The following is a 22,457-nucleotide window of genomic DNA, read 5'->3' as shown; positions in this document are numbered from 1 at the left end:
CCGTCTGAACAGGCCGGGTAGCTGGCCATCAACACAACCATTAGGAGAAACGGTATGAACAACATCAAAAAAGTCCTTGTGATCCACAAGACCCATTTGGACATCGGCTTTACCGATTCCGCCCAGGCGGTTTTGCACCGTTACCTGGAAACCTTTATCCCCGGAGCCATTGCCACGGCCAGGGCCTGCAACCAGGACGGCAAGAAGAACTTTGTGTGGACGGTGGGCTCGTTCCTGATTGAACTCTACCTGGAGCAGGGGGGCGACCCCGGCCTGCTGGAACAGGCCATCCGGGACGGGGTGATTGCCTGGCACGGCCTGCCTTTGACCACCCACACCGAGTTGATGGACGGCAAGCTGTTCCAGTACGGGCTGAGCATCTCCCGGCGGCTGGACCAGCGGTTTGGCAAGCAGACCATTGCCGCCAAAATGACCGATGTGCCCAGCCACACCCACGCGATGGTGCCGTACCTGGCAAAGGCGGGCATCAAGTACCTGCATATTGGCATCAACGGCTCCTCGAAGATGGTGAAACTGCCGCCTTTGTGCCGCCTGCGCTATGGGGAGGACGAGGTGATTTTGGACTATGCCGCCCTGTACGGGGCCTCCAGCGTATGCGGGGAGGTGGCCATGGAGTTTGCCCATACCCCGGACAACAGCGGGCCGCCCTCGCCGGAGAGCGTGGCCGCGGAGATGGCCCGGCTGCGGGAGAAGTACCCGGAGGCGGAGATCGTTTCGGGCACCATGGACGAGTTTGCCCAGGTGGTGCTGGCCCACCGGGAGGAACTGCCGGTGGTGACGGAGGAACTGGGGGACACCTGGATACACGGCGTGGCCACGGACCCGTATAAATCGGCGGCTTATTACGAACTGCTGCGCTTGCGGGACGAATGGGAGCAGACCAACCCGGCCGCGGTTGACTCGCCGGCCTGGCGGGCCTTTTGCCGGGGGCTGCTGCTGGTGGTGGAGCACAGTTGGGGCCGGGACGTGAAACGCTGGCTTTCCGACTGGCGGAACTGGGAGAAAGAGGACTTCTACGCCGCCCGGCAGCGGGACCATATTACCCCGGAGGACGTGATGCCCGCGGGCAAGGAACTGCGGGAATTTACCCTGGCCCATGAGCCCACCTTTGTGGCGGGGCTTTGCAGCTATAAGAAGATGGAGGACTCCTGGGAGGAACAGCGCCAGTATGTAGAGGACGCGGTAAGCGCCCTGCCCGCCCCCTGGCAGGCCGAGGCCCGACGGCGGCTGGCGGCCCTGCGGCCCCAGGAGGCCCCGGTGTGCGGGGAAAACACGGCCCAGCGGGAGTTTACGGCCCATGGCTGGCACGTGCGGGTGGAAGAGGACGGCAGTTTACAGGTGCTGGATAAGGACGGCAGGGCCTATGAAAACCTTTGGCTGGGGCGGCTGGTGTACCAGGTGTACAGCGCCCAAACCGTGTTTGACAACCTGGAGCGCTATAACCGGGAACTGCGGTATACCAGGGTGTGGGCCGAGGGGGACTTTGCCAAACCGGGCCTGGACAAGGTGCCCAACCTGCCGGACAGGACCTATGCCTACCAGGTGGACCAGGTGGAACAGGCGGACGGCCGGCTGCGGCTGTGGCTCTCTACCGGGCAGGAGGCGGCGGAACGGTTCGGCGCACCCCGGCTGGCGGTGGTGACGTATACCTTTGGGCAGGAGCTTGGCATAGAGCTGGCATGGTACCAGAAAGACGCCAGCCGTATCCCGGAGGGGCTGTTCTTCGGCATGAACCTGGGGTACCGGGAGGGGGAGAAGATCACCCTGACCAAGCTGAGCCTGCCGGTAGACCCCTACCATGTGCGGGAGGGCGGCAACCGAAAGCTGCACGTTTCCCCGGCGGTGGAGAGCGGGCAGGGGGTGATCCGCAGCCTGCACGCCCCGCTGGTGTCGGTAGGGGGGCGGCATCTGTACGACGAGAACGAGGACTACGGCAGCGCGGCGGAGGGGATGTACTACCTGCTGTGCAACAACCGCTGGGGGACCAACTTCCCCTTGTGGTATGGGGAGAACGCGCGGTTCGCGTTTAGCGTCAGCCTGCAATAGGGCGCCTATAGGAAACTTTGGGGAAACCCATCAGAAAAGAAAGAGAGGGAAGTATGGACTTTCAGTATAAGCTGGTATCGCCGATGTGTAAGGTGTTCCCGGACCGGGAGCCGGTTTCTGCCTGGGAGGGGCAGGGGCTGGCAGGGCTACAGGGGGAAACCCTGTCTTTCCAACTGGCCTATTATTGGGGCGGGTGGGGCAAGGCCCTGGCCGGGGTGGAGGTGGTTTCCCCCCTGCCGGTGCGGGTGCGCACCGTGGAACTGGCGCCCTGCGCCTACCCCTGCCACCCGGAGGCAGACCAGGGCTACCTGGCCACTGCCCCCGGCCTGTACCCTGACCTGCTACAGGATATGACGGAATGGGGCGCGCCGCTGATTACCGGCCAATGGCGCAGCCTTTGGGTGGACGTGGAGCCGGGGGCGGACACGCCTGCCGGGGAACACCCGGTGGAGGTGAAACTGACCACCGGCGGGGAAACCCTTTGCCAGTGCCGGGTGGCCTGCAAGGTACTGGGCCTGGCGCTGCCCAAGCTGGGCATCCCCCATACGGAGTGGTTCCACAGCGACTGCCTGGCGGACTACTACCAGGTAGAGGTGTTCTCGGAGCGGTACTGGGAGATCGTGGAGAATTTTGTGCGCACCGCGGCCCGGCGCAAGTGCAATATGCTGCTGACCCCGGTGTTTACCCCGCCTTTGGACACCGCGGTGGGCGGCGAGCGCCGTACCGTACAACTGGTGGATGTGGCCGTGGAGGACGGGCAATACCGCTTTGGCTTTGAGAAGTTCCGCCGCTGGGTGAAAATGGCCCTGGACTGTGGCATGGAGTATATCGAGATCTCCCACCTGTTCAGCCAGTGGGGGGCCGTGGCGGCGCCCAAGGTGATGGGCACGAAGGACGGGCAGTATCAACTGTTGTTCGGCTGGGACACCGACGGGGGCGGCCAGGCCTATGGGGACTTCCTGCGGGCGTTCCTGACGGCCCTGAAGGGGGAATTGCAGGCCCTGGGCATCGAAAAGAGGACCTACTTCCATATCTCTGACGAGCCCTCCCATGACCAGTTGGACAGCTACCGCCGGGCCTGGGAGATCGTGGCCCCCCTGCTGGAAGGGTATGCCATGATGGACGCTTTGTCCGACTATGCCTTTTACCAGCAGGGGCTGGTACAGCAGCCGGTATGCGCGGTGGACCACATTAAGCCCTTCCTGGAACAGCGGCCGCCCTATTTGTGGGGGTACTACTGCACCAGCCAGAGCAAGGATGTGCCCAACCGGTTTATTGTGCAGGCGGGGCAGCGCACCCGGGCGCTGGGGGCGCTGCTGTATAGGCATCAACTGGACGGGTTTTTGCATTGGGGGTATAATTTTTATAATGCGCAGTACTCCCTGTACCCCATTGACCCCTACCGGTGCACGGACGCGGGCGGGGCGTTCCCCAGCGGCGACCCGTTTTTGGTGTACCCCGGCAAGGACGGCAAGCCGGAGGAATCGGTGCGGATGATGCTGATGGACGAGGCCATGAGCGACTATTGCGCCCTGGTGGCGCTGGAGGGCCTGGTGGGCCGGGAAAAGGTGCTGGGGCTGCTGCCCGATGTGGCCGCCTTTGACGATTACCCCCAGGATGAAAGCTGGCTGCTCCGTTTGCGGGAGGAACTGGCGGAGGCGCTGGAAAAGGCCCTGGGCTGACCGGCAGGAGGGTCCAATCAACCAAAAAAGGCACGCTCTCCGGGGAGGGCGTGCCTTTCTCTGTGCAGGGGGTCGGCAGGCGGCTAGGGGGATCGGCCGGGCAGGGGGTAGAGGTACCGGGTGTGGCTGCCGCCCCGGCAGTAGGCGGGCAGGTCCCGCAGCACCGCCAGGCCGGTTTCCGCCGGGCGGGCGCCGTCCTCCAGCAGGAGGCGGCTGCCTGCAAAGGCCGGGCTACCGGCAGGGCCGGGGTAAACATAGACGTCGCGGCCCTGGTCGGCGGCACAGGTGGCGTAGATCATGGTGCCGCTATGGATGTCGGCCTGCACCAGCACCACGGCCTGGCTGAGCCCGGTGACAATACGGTTGCGCCAGTGGAAGGCACCGGGCACAGGGGCCCGCTGGGAGAAGTGCTCGGTTACAAGGGCGCCGCCCCGGCTTATGATGCGGCGGCGCAGAGGGCGGGTGGCGGTGGGGTAGGGGCTGTGCAGGTCAACGGGGAGGACGCTGACCACCTGCCCACCGGCCCGGAGGGCGGCGGCCAGGGCACAGGCGTCTACCCCGGCGGCACTGCCGCTGACAAGGGTGGCGCCGCCGGCTGCCAGTTGGTAGCTGATCTTGCAGGCGGCCTTCTGGCTGGCGGGCAGGGGCTTGCGGGCGCCTGCAACAGCCACTGCCGGGGCGGAAAAGGCCGGCCAGCAGCCCTGCACGTACAGGACGGCCGGGGGATTGGCCGTGTGCCGCAGGGCCGGGGGATAGCCGGGGCTTTCCGGCACCAGCACCTGCCAGCCAAAGGACAGGGCCTGTTGCAGGCGGCTTTGGGCCTGGCTGAGGGTGAAACGCCGCAGCGCCTGGACGTGCCGGGGGGATAAATAGGGCAGGCTCCGCCAGGCCACTGGGCCGGCCTGGGCAAACCCCGGCACGCCGCCGGGGAAGTTCTCGTGGATATACAGGGGGAGGGGGCTGCCGGGCCCAAAGGCCTCCTGGCACCAGATCCAGTAAATATGGGGGCCGGACACGGGCAGCCCTCCTTTGCTATGGGCGGTTTACCGGCGCGGGGCGCGCTGGGGGGCTGGTAGCGCGCCCTGGGCCAATACTTTATAACCATTATAGCGCCCACAATTTTGAAAAGCAAGGATAAAAAATTTTTGGCAGGGTGCAGGATATGGTGGACTTTTTCGTTTTTTCGTGCTAGAATAATCTGTACATAGTTTTTAACAGAAAGGGGTTCGTTTTAGCAATGGATATAAAACAACTGGTAGCGCAGATGACGCTGGAAGAAAAGGCGCGGTTCTGCTCCGGCGCGGATTTCTGGCACGTGGAGGGCCTGGAGCGGCTGGGCATCCCTTCGGTGATGGTGACGGACGGCCCCTGCGGCCTGCGCAAGCAGGCCGGGGATACGGACCACCTGGGGCTGAACGCCTCGGTGACGGCCATCAGCTACCCCACCGGCTCCTGTGTGGCCTGCTCTTTTGACCGGGACCTGCTCCGGGAGTCCGGGGAGGTGCTGGGGGAGGAGTGCCAGGCCGAGGACGTGGCCGTGCTGCTGGGCCCGGCGGTGAACATCAAGCGCAGCCCCCTGTGCGGCCGGAACTTCGAGTACTTCTCCGAGGACCCCTACCTGGCCGGGGAGCTGTCCGCGGCGTACATCAAGGGCGTGCAGAGCAAAAACGTGGGCACCAGCCTCAAGCACTTTGCCGCCAACAGCATGGAGCACCGCCGCATGACCAGCGACAGCCTGGTGGACGAACGCACCCTGCGGGAGATCTACCTGCCCGCCTTTGAGAAGTCGGTGAAGGAGGCAAAGCCCTGGACGGTGATGTGCTCCTACAACAAGCTCAACGGGGACTTCGCCTCGGAAAGCCACCGGCTGCTGACGGAGATTTTGCGGGACGAGTGGGGCTTTGAGGGGGCCGTGATGAGCGACTGGGGCGCGGTGAACGACCGGGTGAAGGGCGTGCCCGCGGGCATGGACCTGGAGATGCCCGGCCCCGGCAGCGGCAACACCGAAAAGCTGGTTGCCGCCGTACAGGAGGGCCGTATGCAGGAGAGCGACCTGGACACGGCCGTGGAACGCATTTTGGGCTTTGTGTACAAGTATGTGGAGAACCGGCAGCCCGGCACCCGGTTCGACTACGAGCGGGACCACCAGAAGGCCCGGCAGATGGCGGCGGAGTCTATGGTGCTGCTGAAGAATGACGGGATGCTGCCTTTGGACAAATCGGCCAAGGTGGCCTTTATCGGCAAGTTTGCGGACGAGCCCCGGTTCCAGGGGGGCGGCAGCTCCCATGTAAGCTGTTACAAGGTGTCCGGCTCGGTAGAGGCGGCCAAGGGCTACGGCGTGACCTATGCCCAGGGCTACGGCACCAAAACCCAGGAGCCGGACGAGAACCTGATTGCCCAGGCTGTGGAAACCGCCGGGGCGGCGGAGTGTGCGGTGGTGTTCATCGGCATTACCGACGCCATGGAGAGCGAGGGCTTTGACCGCAAGGATATGCAGATACCCGCCTGCCAGCAAAAGCTGCTGGAAGAGGTGCTGAAGGTGCAGCCCAACACCGCCGTGGTGGTGGAGTGCGGCAGCGCCATTGAGATGCCCTGGATCGGCGGGGTAAAGGCCGTGCTGTACGCCTACCTGGGCGGCGAAGCAGTGGGCCCGGCCATTGTGGACCTCCTGTATGGGGACGTGAACCCCAGCGGCAAGCTGGCGGAAACCTTCCCCATGCGGCTGGAGGATAACCCCTCTTACCTGTACTACTTTGGCGAGGGCGACCGGGCCGAGTACCGGGAGGGTATCTTTGTGGGGTACCGCTATTATGACAAGAAAAAGCTGCCGGTGCTGTTCCCCTTTGGCCACGGCCTCAGCTATACCCAGTTTGCCTACAGCGGCCTGACCCTGGACAAGGCGGAGATGCAGGACACCGATACCCTGCACGTCAGCGTAAAGGTGAAAAATACCGGCAGCCGGGCAGGCAAGGAGATCGTGCAGTTGTATGTGGGGGACGACGAGAGCACGGTGATCCGCCCGGTGAAGGAACTGAAAGGCTTTGAGAAGGTGGAATTGCAGCCAGGCGAGGAAAAGGTGGTGGCATTCACCCTGGATAAACGGGCCTTTGCCTATTACAACGTGGATATGGCCGGCTGGCACGTGGAGAGCGGGGACTTTACCATTATGGTGGGCCGCTCCAGCGCCGGGATAGAGCAGTGTGCAAAAGTTAAAGTGGAAAGCACCGTGGCCCTGAAAAAGGTGTGGAGCCTGAACAGCACCGTGGGCGACGTAATGGCCGACCCCAAGGGCGCGCAGATTATGGGCCAGATGATGCAGGCCATGAACCCCCTGGCCGGGGCCGGCCCCCAGGAGGGCCAGGACGAGAGCGAGGCCATTATGGCCGGGGACGCCATGGCGGCCATGATGAACTATATGCCGCTGCGGGGGCTGATCATGTTTGCGGGGGGTGCGCCGGAGGTGGCGGAGAGCCTGCAAAAGCTGATCGACAGCCTGAACGCCTGAGGGCCCGGCCGGACAAATAAGGTTAAAAAGGAGTGGGACTATGGAAAAAATCGCAAGCTTTACCGTAAACCATGACAAGCTGGACAAGGGGATGTACCTTTCCCGGACGGACGGCGATGTGGTGACGTATGACATCCGCATGAAAAAGCCCAATGGGGGCGATTACCTGCACGACGGCGCCATGCATACCTTTGAGCACCTGTTTGCCACCTACGCCCGGAACTCCGGGCTGTCCGGCCAGGTGGTCTATGTGGGCCCCATGGGCTGCCGCACAGGCTTTTACCTGCTGGTGCGGGACAGCGTTACCAAGGAGCAGGCCATTGGGCTGGTGCAGGAAACCTTCCGCTTTATTGCGGGGTTTGACGGCGAGATACCCGGCAACAAGCGGGAGGAATGCGGCAATTACCTGGACCATGACCTGCCCGGCGCCAGGGCGGTGGCCCAGGATATGTGCGCCGTGCTGGCCGGGTGGACCCCGGAACAGATGGCGTACCGGACCTGACCGCTTCCCCCGCAATGGCGGCATAGCTGCCCCCAGACGGCAAAAAGGGGCGGGGTTTCGACGGCGGGTTATGCGGTTTTGCGTTGGGGGCGGGTGATACAATATAAGCCGTGGGTTTGCCGAAAGGCGGCCCTGCGTTGCGCGGCGGTTTTTGGTGCGTTGGTATAATTAACCAAAAGGCCGGGTATACTGGTTACTGTTGCGTGACGTATACCAAGCCGGGCGGCGGCCCTGGGGCCGTGCCGGCAAGAAAGGAACGTGCTTATATTGATGAAACGACTGATCGCGGTGCTGCTGGCCCTGGCGCTGGCCGTTACCGGCGGGCTGGGGGCCTCGGCTGCCAGCCAGAGCCTGTTGGACTATGTGACGGTGACGGGCTATGACCCCAAGGCGGATTATACCGCGCTGATCCAGCGGGTGCTACAGGACGGCGGGCCCTATGCCATGATGATGGGGTCTGTCTATGAGCGCCAGCGGAACCTGAAGATCGACGACCTGCGGCTGGATTACCCCAAGACCACGTATTTTAGCGATTACTCCACCGCCGCGGAGATACTGAAGGCCATTGAGGAGGCCAAAAAGCCCAAGCCCACCTATACGGAGGAGGATTTGGACCTGCTGGCGCGGATCATCAACGCGGAGGCAGGCTGCGATTGGATGCCCGACTGGGTGCAGCGGATGGTGGGCAGCGTGGTGTTGAACCGGGTAAACAGCGTGCACTTCCCCAATACCATCCGGGATGTGATCTATCAGCCGGGGCAGTATGGGCCGGTGTATAACGGCTCCATCCACAAAACGCCCAGCGCAAAGGTGATCGCCAACGCCCGCTACCTGCTGGAGAACGGCAGCATCTGCCCGGCCAATGTAACGGGGCAGAGCGGCTATATCACCGGCAGCGGGCTGTACACCAGCTATTATGATTCGGTGCTGGGTACGACCATCTACTTCTGTTATACCTGACGGAGAAGGACGTGCAAAAATAACAAATTAAAAAGAAAGCCTGCGGCAATGCGCCGCGGGCTTTCTTTTTAATAGGATCCTGGCGGGCCGGGCTAGCGGCGGCCGGGAAATATGCGGGCGGGGTTGCGCAAAGCTTGCAAAAATTGACAATCATAAAGGCCGGGCGGCGAGTCACAATAGTTAATGCAAACGCGAAAAAAACTTTTTGCAGAGGAGAGCGAGAATCATGAAAAACAATTCTGTTATGGTCCCCGAGGCTAAAGAGGCTATGGAGCGTTTTAAGATGGAGTCCGCTTCTGAGGTGGGCGTAAACCTCAAGCAGGGCTACAACGGCGATATCACTGCCCGGCAGGCCGGTTCTGTGGGCGGCCAGATGGTGAAGAAGATGATCGAGAGCTACGAAAAGGGCCTGAAGTAAGATAGGCCAACAGGCTGGCAAGGCCAGCAAAGGACGCTCTGCCGGGGCCGGCGGGGCGTCCTTTTTTATGGGCTGGGTTCAGTCGTAGTCCTCCAAAATGCGCCGGGCCTCGTGGAGGGTATTGGCCGGGATGCCCTTTTTCAGCAGCTCGATGTCCGCCTCAGGCAGCAGGTAAACCTCTGTGTCCGCCGTAAGCACCGGCGTGGTGCGGCCCTCCTGGAACACCCCGATATGCCCCCGGTACAGCGTGACCAGGTACCTTGTTTTGCCGCTTTCCCCGGCGGCCCCCGCCTCCCCGTTGTTTTCGCTGTTTCCTTGACTTGGAGCCGGGTTTGGGGTATAATAGGCACTACCAGGTTCTTCCGGGGCATTGGCCGGCGCGGCCTGGGACGCCGCGGCGCTGCGCTTAAGGGAAAGCATGGCCGCCGTAAGCACCAGGGCCGTTACGGTAATGATCAGCAGCCAGAGGGTCCAGGCCTTGTACTGTTTATGCGTCATTATAAACCACCTCGGCCATTAGTCTGCCCTGTTTTCTGGGTTTTATTCCCATAAATTTACTGAAAATAACGGAGGATCATGACCCGTGAGAAAAGAAGACATCAACCAATACGCCACCACCTCCACCCAAGTCCCCAGCCAGCACACAGAGGGGGAGTTTACCAAGTCTGCCGGGGCCACGGCGGCAACCCTGGGCGGTATGGTGTGGAAAGCTTTTAAAACGGTGTTCTGGGTGCTGGCCATTACCGGGCTGCTGGTGTTTTTGTCAGTGGCCTCCTTTATCCTGAGTTTCCGCAATGTGGAGCCCCCGGATATCGGCCAGGGCGGGCTGAACTATTCCAGCGAAATCTACCTGGACGACGGCAACGGCACCGTTACCCCTTATATGACCCTGTTTAAGGACGAGAACCGGGTGTGGGTGAGCTTGTCCGATATACCGGACTATATGCAGACCGCCCAGATCGCCATTGAGGACCACCGGTTCTACCAGCACCAGGGGGTGGACTGGAAGGGTACCGCCGGCGCGGTGCTGAGCCTGCTGACCGGCCAGCCGGGCCGTGGGGGCTCTACCCTCACCCAGCAGTTGATCAAGAACATTACCGGCGAGAACCAGTACAGCATCATGCGCAAGGTGACGGAGATATTTACCGCCCTGAACCTGGAAAAGGACAAGTATACCAAAGAGCAGATTTTGGAAGCCTACCTGAACATCGTCAACTACGGCGGTATGTGCCAGGGGGTGGAGGCCGCCGCCCAGTGCTACTTTGAAAAGAGCATTGCGGAATGCGACCTGGCCGAATGCGCCCTGATTGCGGGCATTACCCAGAACCCCTACCAGTTTAACCCCCTGCTCTTCCCTGAAAAGAGCAAGGAAAAGGCGGAAGTGGTGCTGGACCGTATGCTGGAGCTCTCCCAAAGCGGGGAGCTGGACACCGAGCACCTGGTGCCCATTACCCAGGCCGAGTACAATGCCGCCCTACAGGAACTGGCCGGCATGGACTTTGTCGGCGCGGATATTGAGGAAGAAAGCGTAGAGGACAACCAGGACGAGGCCAAGTGGAACTGGTACATTGACTATATGTTTGACCAGATCGTAAGCGACCTGATGGAGCGGTACAGCTACTCGCGGGAATACGCCACCCGTATGATGTATAACGGCGGCCTGGAAATCCACAGCGCCATGGACCAGAAACTGCAAAGCGACATGGAGCACTATTTCCTTACCAATACGGATATGCTGCCAGCCGACGAGGACATCCAGGTGGGGTTCTTTATGATGAACCCCTACAACGGCCAGGTGATGGCCACCATCGGCGACCGGTACGAGCGGGACGGCGTGCGGCTGGAGAGCAACGCCAGCGACGCCACCCGGCCCTGCGGCTCCTCCATGAAGACCATCAGCCCCTATGCGTTGGGGCTGAATAACGGGGTCATTACCTACGGTTCCCTGCTGAAGGACCAGCCCCTGCCCAACTACTTTGGCCCCGGCCAGCCCGGGCCCAAAAACTGGAACGGCAAGTATACCAATTATATGTGCGTGGACACGGCCATCGAAATGTCCATCAACGCCCCGGCGGTGCAGCTTTGCAATGACCTGACCCCTGAGGCGTGTTATGAGTGGCTGACCCAGTCGCTGCACTACAAGACCTTGACCAGCGAGGAGGACGCCCATAGCCTTTCCGCCATGGCGCTGGGTACCCAGACCTGGGGCACCACGGTGGCGGATATGACCGCCGGCTACCAGATTTATGCCAACGGGGGCGTATACCACCGGCCCATCTCCTACTGGTATGTGAAAGACCATAACGGCAACGTGATTTTGGACAACCGGGACGACCCCGGCACCCAGGTGATGAGCCCGGAGAACGCCACCATCATGAACAAGCTGCTGCAAAGGCCCATTTACGGCTCCCAGGGCACCGGCGGCTACCTGGCCGACCTGCCTGTGACCATCTACGGCAAAACGGGCACCACGGACAATGACTTTGACCTGTACTTTGTGGGGGCCACCCCCTTCTGCGTGGCGGGCATCTGGAACGGCTACACCTACAGCCAGGAGCTGGGCGACGGCCTTATGCACCTGCGCACCTGGAAGTCGGTGATGCAGCACCTGATCGACAACTATGACTGGTCGGGCCGGCAGTGGGTCATCAGCGAGAACGTGGGCCAGCGCACCTTCTGCCGCAGCAGCGGCAAGCTGGCAGGGCCGGGCTGCTTTAATACCGCCACCGGCTGGTATTCCAGCGGCAACACCCCCGGCACCTGCAACGGCGGCTCCGACCACATTGCCGGGCCCGCGGTATCGCCCTCCGCGTCGCCCAGTGCATCGCCGTCGGCCTCGCCCAGCGTGTCGCCGTCGCCTTCGGTGTCCCCCTCGCCCAGCGTGTCCCCGGACGCCAGCCCCACCCCTGGGGAATCGGTAGAGCCTACGGATACGCCCAACCCGCCCCCCGGCCCCACGGATGAGCCTACGCCTACGCCGCCGGTGTTCCCCAGTTTCCCGCCGGCAACCTACACGCCGGAGCCCACCGAGGAGCCTACCGAAGAGCCTACGGAGGAGCCCACCGATACGCCCCCGGACACCCCGGACGATAACCCGGACGTGGGGACCCACACGCCGGATGTGCCGGTAGGGTAAGCCAAACTGCGGGCAGGGCGCAAAACGCCCCTTACAGGCAAAACACAGACAAGCAACGATCCAACGCGCGGGCCGGGGAGGCAGGACGCCCCTGCCCGGCGCCGCTTAAAAAAGAGAGAGAAGGGATGGAAATGGCGGAAATAGCCGTACTGGGCCACGGGGTCGTGGGATCAGGGGTGCTGGAGGTGCTGCGGTCCCACCGGGACAGCATCACCCGGCGCGCCAAAGAGGAGATCAACGTAAAATATATACTGGACCTGCGGGACTTTCCGGGCCTGCCCTATGCGGGCAGCTTTACCAAGGATTTTTCCCGGATTTTGAACGACCCGGAGATCAAAATCGTGGCGGAGTGTATGGGGGGCCTGGAGCCGGCCTTTACCTTTGCCAAGCAGTGCCTGCAAGGGGGCAAGTCGGTGGTCACCTCCAACAAGGAACTGGTGGCCGCCAAGGGCGCGGAGCTGCTGGCTTTGGCCCAGAAGAACAACTTGAATTTCCTGTTTGAGGCCAGCGTAGGCGGGGGTATCCCTATTATACGGCCGATCAGCCAGTGCCTGGCCGCCAATGAGGTGGGGGAGATCGCCGGGATCCTCAACGGCACCACCAACTTCATCCTGACCAAGATGATCCGGGAGCATATGGCTTTTGACGGGGCCCTGGCCCTGGCCCAGCAGTTGGGCTACGCAGAGCGGGACCCCTCCGCCGATGTGGAGGGGGCGGACGCCTGCCGGAAGATCTGCATACTGGCCAGCCTGGCCTTTGGCTCCCATGTGTACCCGGAGCAGGTGCATACCGAGGGCATCACCGGGATCACCCTGGAGGACGTGGCCTATGCCGGCGCCTGGGGGGGCGTGATCAAGCTGATCGGCCAGGTGAAAATGCTGGAAAGCGGGAAGATCACCATTATGGTGGCGCCCATGTTCATCAGCCGGGAAAGCCAGTTGGCCAATGTGGACGATGTGTTCAACGGCATTTTGGTGCGGGGTGACGCCACCGGCGACGTGATGTTCTACGGCAAAGGGGCGGGCAAGCTGCCCACAGCCAGCGCTATGGTGGCGGATGTGATCGACTGTGTAAAACACTTCAAAGCCCGGAAATACCTGTTCTGGGAGGACGCCAAGCCCGGTTATGTGGAGCCCTTCGGCACGGTGCCGGACGACTTTTTCGTGCATATCCAGGGGGGCGGCAGTTCGGAGGAGGCCTTTGCCCAGGCCGAGGCGGCGTTCCCCGGTGCGGCCCGGATCATCCGCAAGGACGAGGGACCGGGGGAGGCCGGGTTCTGCGTGGGCGGCGTTACGGACGACCGGCTACAGGAAAAGCTGGCAGGGCTGGCCGCCGGGGGTATCACGGTGCTGAACCGGATACGGATCTCTGATTTTTAGCGGCGCCACACAAAAATAGCGCCCAAAGCCGCGGGGGCAGCCTGCGCGGCAACGCTTGAAGGGGGAATACGGATGATACGGATCGACGTGCCGGCAACCAGCGCCAACCTGGGCTCCGGCTTTGACTCGCTGGGCATTGCCCTGACCATGCAGAACCGGGTGTGGGTAGAGGAGTATGACGGCCTGGACATTACCTGCACCGACGGGCTGCCGGTACCCAAAGACGAGAGCAACCTGATTTTCTGGGCGGCCAGGCATCTGTACCAGGTATGCGGCAAAAAGCTGCCCGGACTGCGGATCATACAGGAAAACAACATACCCATGGCACGGGGGCTGGGCAGCAGTTCGGCCTGTATTGTAGCAGGGATTTTGGCGGCCAACCGCTTTATGGGCAACCCCCTCTCCAAAACCGACCTGATCAACCTGGCGGCCAAGATAGAGGGCCACCCGGACAACACCAGCCCGGCCCTCTCCGGGGGGCTGGTGGCCTCGGCCATGGAGGGGGAGCGGGTGTACAGCGTCAGCGTGCCGGTCAGCGGCAAGATCCGGTTTGCGCTGCTGATCCCCCCTTTTGAACTGAAAACCGAAGAGGCCAGGGCCGCCCTGCCCAAGTCCTACAGCCGGGAGGACGCGGTATACAACCTGTCCCGCTCCGGGCTGATGACCGCGTCGCTGTTTTCCGGCGAACTGCATAACCTACGGGTGGCGGTACAGGACCGCATCCACCAGCCCTACCGTTCGGGGCTCATTGAGAATTACGACAATGTGTTCCGCATGAGTTATGAGCTGGGGAGCCTTGGCACCTATGTCAGCGGGGCGGGGCCCACCATCATCGCCATGATCGACACGGAGAACGCCCAAGCTTTCGGCGACAACTGCGTCAGCCACCTGGCCGACAAGGGCATCACCGGCTGGCGGGTGGAGATCCTGCAAGCGGACCAGGAAGGGGCGAAGGTGGTCATCGAGTAACAGGGCGCCTGTCCGGCAAGGGGGGCAGGGCTCCCGCCGGGGACCTACCGCCGGCGCACGTGAATATAACAATACAGAGGGGTTGACTATGGCACTTATTGTACAGAAATTCGGGGGGACTTCCGTCCGGGACGCCCAGCGCATTGACAATGTGGCGGACATCATTACCTCCGCCTACAAGGACGGCAACGACGTGGTGGCAGTGGTTTCCGCCCAGGGGGACACCACCGACGACCTGACCGCCAAAGCCGCGGAGGTAAACCAGCGGCCCAGCAAGCGGGAGATGGATATGCTGCTCTCTTCGGGAGAGCAGGTTTCCGCCGCGCTGCTGGCCATGGCCATCGAGCGCATGGGTTTCCCGGTGGTATCCCTGCTGGGCTGGCAGGCCGGGTTCAATACCACCTCAGACTACGGCAGCGCGCGCATCAAGAAGATTGATACCTCGCGGGTAAAGAAGGAGCTGGATAAGCACCGCATTGTGGTGATAGCCGGTTTCCAGGGAGTAAACCGGTACGGCGACGTGACGACCATCGGCCGGGGCGGCAGCGACACCAGCGCCGTGGCCTATGCCGCCGCCATGCACGCGGACCTGTGCCAGATCTACACAGACGTGGACGGCGTATACACCGCTGACCCCCGGAAGATACCCGGCGCGAGAAAGCTGGCCTGCATCACCTATGACGAAATGCTGGAGCTGGCCTCGCTGGGGGCCCAGGTGCTGCACAACCGCTCGGTGGAAATGGCGAAAAAGTATAACATAGAACTGGAAGTCCTCTCAAGCCTGACCAGGGCCAGGGGCACCATTGTCAAGGAGGAAAACAGCGTGGAACAGATGCTTATTAGCGGCGTGGCAAAGGATGACAACATTGCGCGGATCTCGATTATCGGCGTGCCGGATAAGCCCGGCCTGGCCTTTAAGATATTCTCCAAGCTGTCCTCCAAGGGGACCAATGTGGACATCATTTTGCAGTCCATTGGCCGCAACGGCACAAAGGACATCAGCTTTACCGTGGAAAAGGAGCGGATGGAGGACACCATCGAACTGCTGCGGGAATACACGGAAAAGCTGGGCGCTACCAGCCTGGTGGCAGACGACAACGTGTCCAAGGTGTCCATTGTGGGCGCGGGCATGGAGAGCCACCCCGGCGTGGCCGCGGAGATGTTCGAGGCCCTGTTCAGCCGGAACGTGAACATCCAGATGATCTCCACCAGCGAGATCAAGATCTCCGTGCTGGTGCATAAAGCGGACAGCGACCGGGCAGTGGAGGCCATCCACGCCAAGTTTTTCGAGAGCTGACCCCACCGGGCCCCTGCCTTCTGGCGGGGGCCATCCTGTTTTCCCGGCGGGTACATCGCGGTAGGGGCGTTGCCCGCCCTGTACGGGGGGCTGGCAGTTGGCGCATCACGCGGCGGGCTTTTTCAGCACAGCCATCCGGGGGGATATCCACCACGGGCACGCCTTTGCGCGGGTGATCGCCCGGCGCACCGCAGGCGGCAAATATTTCCGCGGTTGCGCGCCCCCTGGCCGGGCATACTAGGCCTGGGGGTGATGGAATGTTTCCGTATCAGTATGGCAACGAGCCGATGGGCACGCCCGGCGGCCTGGGCATGGGGATCGTGCCCCTTATCTTTGGCGGCCGGCATGACCTGCCTGAAGAAGTGCGGGCAGCGCTGGAAGAGCGGCAGAATGAGATCCACAGCGAAGAGGATATGCGCCGCATTGTCAACGAGTTGATGATGCGCCAGTAGCGCGGCCCAGGGGAAGAGCGGGTAGGGGGAACCTGCCCGCTCTTTTTCTGAAAATTTTTTTGGAAATTTGTAAAAAAACACTTGCTTTTTTTGCGGGAATGGGGTATAATATCGTTGTTGTCCGGGTGTGGCGCAGTTGGTAGCGCGCTTGACTGGGGGTCAAGAGGCCGTGAGTTCAAGTCTCGCCACTCGGACCATGTTTACGCATCTTAAAAGATGCCACCCGCAAAATTCCCCGGCATTCCGGGGAATTTTTGCGTTCAGAGGCCCCAAAAGGGCCGTCAGATTACGGCGTATTTTAAGAGGATACCCAAAGCATTGCCTGCGGCAAGCCGCCAAGATGCAGAAACGTTCCGGTTTCTGCATCTTTTACTTTTTTAAAATAAATCGGGATCTTTGCCTTTTGCCAGGATATTCCGGCAGTCATTTCCAGCAGTACCGCACATATTCTGTAAATCTCAGGTTTATCCCCAGTGAACGGGCCAGGGAAGCGATGCCGCTGTCGTCGTCATCGGTGTCTGCATAACCGCTGAGGTGGTTGCAAAAGGCGCTGCCCAATGGAAGGGCCATAATCCGTCCGCACACCAACTACAAACAGCCAGTGCCAAGAGCCTTCCGAAAAACGGAAGGCTCTTTTTTACGCGTGCCTTTACCCTTTACAAAAAACAGTAGGCATACGAACAAATGGCAAGGGGCAAACGGGCCGGCCTTTGGCAGGGCACTGAAATGCCGGCAGGCAGAGGCGTAGAAACCCAGCGCCCAGGGTAGGCGCCCATGCTTGCCATCAACAGAACGGCCGCCAGAACAAGCGCCACAGAACGTCCGGCCGTGGGAGCCAGACGGTGGTTTATCCCGGTGAAAACGGACAGGGAAAGCCCTTCTCTCCAACCCCAGTCAGGCCGGGTTGTTTGCCTCTTTTTCTTGCCGCCTTCTGGTGATGACCTGCTCAATACCCGCAAGCACCGGCTCCAGGTCCATGCCTGCGGAAAGATCCAAAAGGGAGGTGAGAATATCCGGGATGTCCGAAGGCTTATAGGTCTGGGCGGAGAAAACCTGCATGGCCAGGAATTCGTTGCAGGATACCGTGGGGGCGTAGCGGCGGGCATTTTTCCGGCCCCTGCCGCCGTTGTCAATGGGGAGCAGGTAGCCTTTGGCGATCAGCTCGTTGGCCAGGAGGTGGAAGGAGTTCTTTGCGAACATGGGCTCGTCGGCGCTGGCCTTTTCCAGAATCTCCTGCTTGTTCAGGGGGCGGGACGCCTCCCAGAGGATTTGCAGCAGGGCCAGTTCGGACGCGGTGACCGGAGGATGGTTCTTTTTTGGCATGGAAAGCCCTCCTTTTGGAAGATATAATCATACTATATTCCAAGTTCCGCAAAAAGTCAATGAAAAAACAGTAGAAATAAATTATTCTATTTGTTGACAGATTGCCGGGAGTATGCTATAGTAAAAGACAAGATTTGCGGGGCACAGAACCCGCGCATTCTGGAAATAGAATATCTCCAAAATATCAATTGGGTTTTTACCAGGAGGGCCTGCCATGAGCATACTCAGCGCCGAAAAACTATCTTTTACGTATCAGAGCAAATACCAGAAGGTCCACGCTCTGGACGAAGTCAGTTGCGACTTCGAGTTGGGGAAGTTCTACGCCATTGTGGGCCAGTCGGGCAGCGGCAAGACCACGCTCCTGTCTATGCTGGCGGGCTTGGGCGACCCGGACGAGGGCCAGGTGATCTCCGACGGGCGCACCGTCCGGGAAATCGGCAGGGAACGGCACCGGCGGAAGAATGTGTCCGTCATCTACCAGTCTTTCAACCTGTTCCCCCATCTCACCATCCTGGAGAATGTGGCCTACCCCATGCGGGTGGTGCGGGTGCCCATGCGGGAGGCCATCCCCAGGGCCCAGGAACTGCTGGCGGCGGTGGGGCTGGAGGACGTGGATCCCCGCAAGCGCCCTGCCATGCTCTCCGGCGGGCAGCAGCAAAGGGTGGCAATCGCACGGGCGCTTGCCAGCGAAACCAAGGTGCTCTTGGCGGATGAGCCCACGGGCAACCTGGACAGCGAAAATGGCCAGAACATCATCACCCTGCTGAAGTACCTGGCGGGCGAGGAAAACCGCTGCATCATCGTCGTTACCCACGACCGGGATATCGCCGCCCAGGCTGACGTGGTCTACCGTATGCGGGACGGCAAAATAGAGAGGGAGGTGTGCGTATGCTGACCCTGCAGGAAACCCTGTGGCAGCTTGTCCGCAACAAGGGCCGCACTCTAATACTGGTGATGGCATCAGCCATGCTCGCCGGGTGTGTGGCGTTCTATGTAAGCAACATTACCGCCAATGAGGAGGCCATAGAGCGGCTGGCGGCCAGTATACCTGTCACCGTAAACGTGGCCAATCCCTCCGCCGACCGCACCTATGGGCTCAATATCAACGCCTTCAGGCAGGAGAACTTTCTTTCAAGCCCGTACCTGGAGGACTTCCACTACGTTATATACGGCGAGGGGGCCTACAGCGAGGAGAACCGGGAGCTGGAGCCCTTCCAGAAGGACTGCAATGTTTATGCCGTCAGCGATTTGGGCTGTTTGTGGATGCCCGACGGGGAGTTCACCTACTCGCAGGGCTATGACGAGTCCATGTTCCAGTCGGAGGAGGCCGTGTGCCTTGTGGAAACCATGTTCGCCGAGCGCTATGACATAGAGGTGGGGGACGAGGTCACCTTTCCCGTTTACACCCTGACCTATGACCTATATAAGGACAGCATCTACACGCCCCTTGGGGAGCAGACCCTTAGGGTGGTGGGCACCAGCCACTCCAGGGATAACCCCAAGGAGTTCCTTGTCCCGGTGAACTGGATGCGCAAGGCCATGGAGTCCAAGGGCGCAGAGGTAAACTATAACGAGATGTGGGCCTCCATGAAAGACCCACGGCAGATAAGCGCCTTTAAGGACAGCATTAAAGATATAAGCTTTCTTGAGCCCAACCCCGATACCATGATGGATTTCACCGGGGCGACCATAACCGTGGACGACCAGCAGTACATTACCTCCGCCGAAACTTTGGGCCAGACCGTGGTTCTTTTCAAACGTTTCCAAGGCCCCTTCTTCGCGCTGTTAATAGGCATGATAATCCTGGCCATATTTCTCATCATGCGCGGTTCCCGGCGGGTGATGGCCATATCCATCTCCCTGGGGCGGCCCAGGTTCCTGTGCGCCGCAGGCTGTTTTTTAGCCGCGCTCCTGGCGGAACTTGCAGGTTGCGCGCTGGTATTCCCGGCCATGTTGCTGCTGGCAGGGCTGTCCATCCAGGGTGCGTTGACAATATGCGGGGCGTTCCTGCTTTGCGCCTGCATAGGGGACGTGGTGGCGCTGGCCCTGCTACTGCGTTTCAACGCGTTCACACTGCTGGCGGCTGTAGAATAGGGGGTAAAATATGTTTAGTTTCAGCATAAAACAGTTGCTCCGGCAGCCGTGGAAAGCGCTGCTGTTCTTCCTGCTCATGGCGGCCAGCACCGCGCTGGTCGTTACCGGGGCCGTGCTTACCGTAGAGAATCATGTGCGTATACAGATCGTGGAGGACACCTACGCCACGGTTGGCTATATCGAGCAGATGCCCGTCAGCAACGATAAGGTGCACGTGCCCAACCCCTGTATGGAAACGTCGTCTGCCCAAAAGACCGGCTACGGCGGGTACATACACCCGGAAGATCTGGATTTTCCCGGGGCCAACTACGTTGTAAAGCCGGAGAGCCGGCCCTACTATGTGTTCCATGAACCGTCGTTTTCCCATTATGGCTATGATGACACGTTCCATGTGGTGGAGTTTTCTCCCTTTGCGGCAGTGGGGGAGGACGGCGCGCCGGTGGAAGTAGAGGTAACCAAAGTCCTGTTCAGCAAGGACAACCAGAGCCAGGGGACCTGTACGACGCCGGACCTTGCCCTGCATGAGGGCGACCGTATTACCGTGTGCCAGTGCTGGGGCGAAACCCGCTATCCCATGGAACCCGGGGAAAAGTATGTGGCCGAACTGGCCAAGCGGTGGAACTGTCCGGAGCACCAGGTGGACGAGTATGTGGTGTATAGCCGCCCCCACACAGGCCGTACGGACCGGGAGGGGAACTATATCGGCCAAGAGAATTTCCCGGACGATATAGACTGGGGCAATGAATCTCCCGTTTATCCCCAAATCGCCCAAGTTACCGGCGCCGGTTTCTATGAGAAGGGCAACCCCGGATACGTGTTCGCCCAGTGGGCCAAGAACGTGGAGCAGCGGACGCACTGTTTCTGCGCCCTGGCTACCAATGCCCTGGAAGTCCTGCCCAGTTGGCACGAAAAGAATATCGTCCTGCTGGACGGCAGGGAGATAACCCAGGAGGAGTTTGCGTCCGGTGCGCCGGTGTGCATGGTATCGCTGGATTTTGCCCGCAGGAACAGGCTCACGGTGGGCAGCAAGGTAAATATGCCCTTTGTCTGCGCGATGTATAGGGACCTGAGTTCATTGGGCGGCATACCCCACGCGGCGTTCAGCCTTCTGGACGAGGACGGCGCGTTCTATGAGCCCTTCTTTGAGCAGGAATACGAGATCGTGGGGCTGGTGGGCTGCCAGAAACAGTACGAGATCGAGGCAGGCCAGGATACCTTCATCATCCCGGCAAAATCCGTCACGGCCGGGGATGAAAGCCATATAACCTATTGTAGGCCCATGACCCGGTACACCGCCTCCTTCCAGATACCCAACGGCTCCATCCAGCAGTTTGACGCGGCCCTAAAGGCGCACGTGCCCCAAGCCCAACGGCTGCAAATCACCTACGATGACCGGGGCTATTCGGAGATAAGGAAGTCCCTTGACAACAGCCGGGCCATGGCCTTCCTGCTGCTGATGGGCGGCATCATGGCGGCGCTGTCCATTATGGCCCTGCTATTGTACTTCTTCGTCGTGAAGGAGAAAAAGCGCACGGCAATCGAGCGCAGCCTGGGCATGACAAAACGCCAGTGCCGGGCGTCGCTTTTGTTGGCGCTGATGATGCTGACCGTGCTTTCCGCCTCGGTTGGCGGCGTATGCGGCACACTGGCCCTGGATAAGGTAAGCGGGCTCCAGGTGGTGGCCGCAACCCCGGAGGAGCGGGACAGCCTATATGACTACGACACCCGCTACAGCACCTGGGCCGCGGGCCGGGAGCTGGCGGAAAAAGCCCAAATAGAGGTGGATGTGCCGGAGTATGTAAGTTATGCCGTGCCGCTGTGTATAAGTTTCGCCGTGCCGCTGTGTATAAGTTTCCTGACGCTGGTTTTGGCTTTGCTGCTGATGGCGCTGGGTTTCCGTACCGACCCCATCTATCTGCTGAGCACCAGGGAGAAAGAGTAGCGCCGCAAGGGGGGTCATGAAAAGCCCCCTTCGGAAAATTCCTGGAATCCCCCATGCAGTTTGAAAATATGCCTTTATTTTTTCCTGAATCTGCCGATATACTTAAAGAGCGGATTTGTGGGCGGCATAAAGAGGAGGCAGCGCTATGACAATCAACGATATTGCCAGAATGATGATCAGCAGGGACCGGTACCAGAACCAGATGTCCCAGCCAAAGCTGCAAAATGGCTCCCTGCCCCCGGAAGGCCATGTCAACCCATATTGCCCGGAAGGCATGAACATCACCGGGATGAAAGAGTCCGATTTTAAGATTATTCCGGTTTCGAAGGAAATAGAAACAAAAATGAAGGATATGGCGTTCCAGAACATGAAGAAATATTACGGAATGACTGCATCCAGCGGGAATGAATACGGCGATAGCATTTTCGCATATGCCTTGACAATCCCGCCCCAGGACCGGGCCCATGCAGCATACACACTGCATCAAATCCATCGTGAGGAGGCCAATAGATTGCAGGATTTTGTAAAATCCCGTGTTCCCGGCTGGCAGGTGGGGCAGCCCTTTGACACCGGCATCCTGGATGCGTACAGGCAGGGCATAGACGTGAAAGCATAAAAAACCGGTCTGGAGTGATATCTCCAGGCCGGTTTTTGTTTTGCCTTTACACCCCTGCGCAAACAAGCCGTTATACAAAATCAAGAAAGCACGGGGCAGCGGTTCCCCTAAACAA

Annotated in this window: 20 protein-coding genes and 1 tRNA gene; 17 read left to right on the top strand and 4 right to left on the bottom strand. The window is 60.6% G+C overall.

Going from position 1 to position 22,457, the window contains the following annotated elements; all coding sequences use genetic code 11:
- Positions 1-54: 54 nt before the first annotated feature.
- Together U8U01_RS07390 and U8U01_RS07385 are read left to right on the top strand one after the other, a co-directional pair.
- A complete protein-coding gene (locus tag U8U01_RS07390) occupies positions 55-2,067 on the top strand; it encodes a DUF5054 domain-containing protein (RefSeq protein ID WP_322172986.1) in 2,013 nt (670 codons plus the stop codon).
- 53 nt (positions 2,068-2,120) lie between these two features.
- The gene (locus tag U8U01_RS07385; RefSeq protein WP_322172984.1) at positions 2,121-3,749 is read left to right on the top strand and encodes a DUF4091 domain-containing protein; all 1,629 of its coding nucleotides are present in this window, start codon (positions 2,121-2,123) and stop codon (positions 3,747-3,749) included.
- An 83-nt stretch (positions 3,750-3,832) separates the two neighbouring features.
- Here U8U01_RS07385 and U8U01_RS07380 read toward each other — a convergent pair whose 3' ends face one another.
- On the bottom strand, positions 3,833-4,765 hold the full coding sequence (locus U8U01_RS07380; RefSeq protein WP_322172982.1) for a DNA-processing protein DprA: 933 nt from the start codon (positions 4,763-4,765) through the stop codon (positions 3,833-3,835).
- 221 nt (positions 4,766-4,986) lie between these two features.
- On the opposite strand from U8U01_RS07380, the gene U8U01_RS07375 reads away from it, so the two are divergent.
- The 4 genes from U8U01_RS07375 (at position 4,987) to U8U01_RS07360 (ending at position 9,134) form a co-directional block, all read left to right on the top strand.
- Positions 4,987-7,254 (top strand): glycoside hydrolase family 3 C-terminal domain-containing protein, encoded by a 2,268-nt coding sequence (locus U8U01_RS07375; protein WP_322172980.1) that lies wholly within the window; start codon positions 4,987-4,989, stop codon positions 7,252-7,254.
- Between the two features lie 40 nt (positions 7,255-7,294).
- Positions 7,295-7,756, top strand: a complete 462-nt coding sequence (locus U8U01_RS07370) for an S-ribosylhomocysteine lyase (protein WP_322172978.1) — start codon at positions 7,295-7,297, stop codon at positions 7,754-7,756.
- Between the two features lie 270 nt (positions 7,757-8,026).
- Complete coding sequence (locus U8U01_RS07365) at positions 8,027-8,716, top strand: cell wall hydrolase (protein ID WP_322172976.1); 690 nt, start codon at positions 8,027-8,029, stop codon at positions 8,714-8,716.
- Between the two features lie 226 nt (positions 8,717-8,942).
- The gene (locus U8U01_RS07360) at positions 8,943-9,134 is read left to right on the top strand and encodes an alpha/beta-type small acid-soluble spore protein (RefSeq protein WP_322172974.1); all 192 of its coding nucleotides are present in this window, start codon (positions 8,943-8,945) and stop codon (positions 9,132-9,134) included.
- Between the two features lie 78 nt (positions 9,135-9,212).
- Here the strand turns inward: U8U01_RS07360 and U8U01_RS07355 are convergent, their stop codons facing one another.
- Positions 9,213-9,632 carry a hypothetical protein gene (locus U8U01_RS07355; RefSeq protein WP_322172972.1) on the bottom strand — a complete coding sequence of 140 codons (420 nt, stop codon included), beginning with the start codon at positions 9,630-9,632 and terminating at the stop codon, positions 9,213-9,215.
- Positions 9,633-9,717: 85 nt separating this feature from the next.
- On the opposite strand from U8U01_RS07355, the gene U8U01_RS07350 reads away from it, so the two are divergent.
- The 7 genes from U8U01_RS07350 (at position 9,718) to U8U01_RS07320 (ending at position 16,564) form a co-directional block, all read left to right on the top strand.
- Positions 9,718-12,270 (top strand): transglycosylase domain-containing protein, encoded by a 2,553-nt coding sequence (locus U8U01_RS07350; RefSeq protein WP_322172970.1) that lies wholly within the window; start codon positions 9,718-9,720, stop codon positions 12,268-12,270.
- A 131-nt stretch (positions 12,271-12,401) separates the two neighbouring features.
- Positions 12,402-13,649: a homoserine dehydrogenase gene (locus U8U01_RS07345; protein ID WP_322172969.1), complete on the top strand. Its 1,248-nt coding sequence runs from the start codon at positions 12,402-12,404 to the stop codon at positions 13,647-13,649.
- A gap of 72 nt (positions 13,650-13,721) precedes the next feature.
- A complete protein-coding gene (gene thrB, locus U8U01_RS07340; RefSeq protein ID WP_322172968.1) occupies positions 13,722-14,618 on the top strand; it encodes a homoserine kinase in 897 nt (298 codons plus the stop codon).
- Between the two features lie 88 nt (positions 14,619-14,706).
- Positions 14,707-15,915, top strand: coding sequence for an aspartate kinase (locus tag U8U01_RS07335; protein ID WP_322172966.1), 1,209 nt, complete (start codon positions 14,707-14,709; stop codon positions 15,913-15,915).
- Positions 15,916-16,012: 97 nt separating this feature from the next.
- Complete coding sequence (locus tag U8U01_RS07330) at positions 16,013-16,156, top strand: hypothetical protein (RefSeq protein ID WP_322172964.1); 144 nt, start codon at positions 16,013-16,015, stop codon at positions 16,154-16,156.
- A gap of 16 nt (positions 16,157-16,172) precedes the next feature.
- Entirely contained in the window at positions 16,173-16,367 is a 195-nt protein-coding gene (locus U8U01_RS07325) for a hypothetical protein (protein ID WP_322172962.1), read from the top strand.
- A gap of 121 nt (positions 16,368-16,488) precedes the next feature.
- Positions 16,489-16,564, top strand: a tRNA-Pro gene (locus tag U8U01_RS07320).
- A 226-nt stretch (positions 16,565-16,790) separates the two neighbouring features.
- On the opposite strand, the gene U8U01_RS07315 is transcribed toward U8U01_RS07320, so the two are convergent.
- Both U8U01_RS07315 and U8U01_RS07310 read right to left on the bottom strand, forming a co-directional pair.
- Positions 16,791-16,937 (bottom strand): hypothetical protein, encoded by a 147-nt coding sequence (locus tag U8U01_RS07315; protein WP_322172960.1) that lies wholly within the window; start codon positions 16,935-16,937, stop codon positions 16,791-16,793.
- A gap of 324 nt (positions 16,938-17,261) precedes the next feature.
- Complete coding sequence (locus tag U8U01_RS07310; RefSeq protein WP_322172958.1) at positions 17,262-17,690, bottom strand: BlaI/MecI/CopY family transcriptional regulator; 429 nt, start codon at positions 17,688-17,690, stop codon at positions 17,262-17,264.
- Positions 17,691-17,904: 214 nt separating this feature from the next.
- Here U8U01_RS07310 and U8U01_RS07305 point away from each other — a divergent pair, with 214 nt between their 5' ends.
- From U8U01_RS07305 to U8U01_RS07290, 4 genes are all read left to right on the top strand, one after another.
- Entirely contained in the window at positions 17,905-18,585 is a 681-nt protein-coding gene (locus U8U01_RS07305; protein ID WP_322172957.1) for an ABC transporter ATP-binding protein, read from the top strand.
- Positions 18,579-19,784, top strand: coding sequence for a hypothetical protein (locus tag U8U01_RS07300; RefSeq protein ID WP_322172955.1), 1,206 nt, complete (start codon positions 18,579-18,581; stop codon positions 19,782-19,784). Before U8U01_RS07305 ends, U8U01_RS07300 begins: the two co-directional genes overlap by 7 nt.
- 10 nt (positions 19,785-19,794) lie before the next feature.
- Positions 19,795-21,726 carry an FtsX-like permease family protein gene (locus U8U01_RS07295; protein WP_322172954.1) on the top strand — a complete coding sequence of 644 codons (1,932 nt, stop codon included), beginning with the start codon at positions 19,795-19,797 and terminating at the stop codon, positions 21,724-21,726.
- A gap of 145 nt (positions 21,727-21,871) precedes the next feature.
- A complete protein-coding gene (locus U8U01_RS07290; protein WP_322172952.1) occupies positions 21,872-22,342 on the top strand; it encodes a DUF3879 family protein in 471 nt (156 codons plus the stop codon).
- The last annotated feature ends 115 nt before the right edge of the window (positions 22,343-22,457 follow it).

The sequence above is a fragment of the Acutalibacter caecimuris genome (assembly GCF_034335085.1).
In the GTDB taxonomy this organism is placed as follows: domain Bacteria; phylum Bacillota; class Clostridia; order Oscillospirales; family Acutalibacteraceae; genus Acutalibacter; species Acutalibacter caecimuris.
Note: the sequence above shows the minus strand (reverse complement) of the source record. Positions and strands in the feature narration are given on the sequence as shown.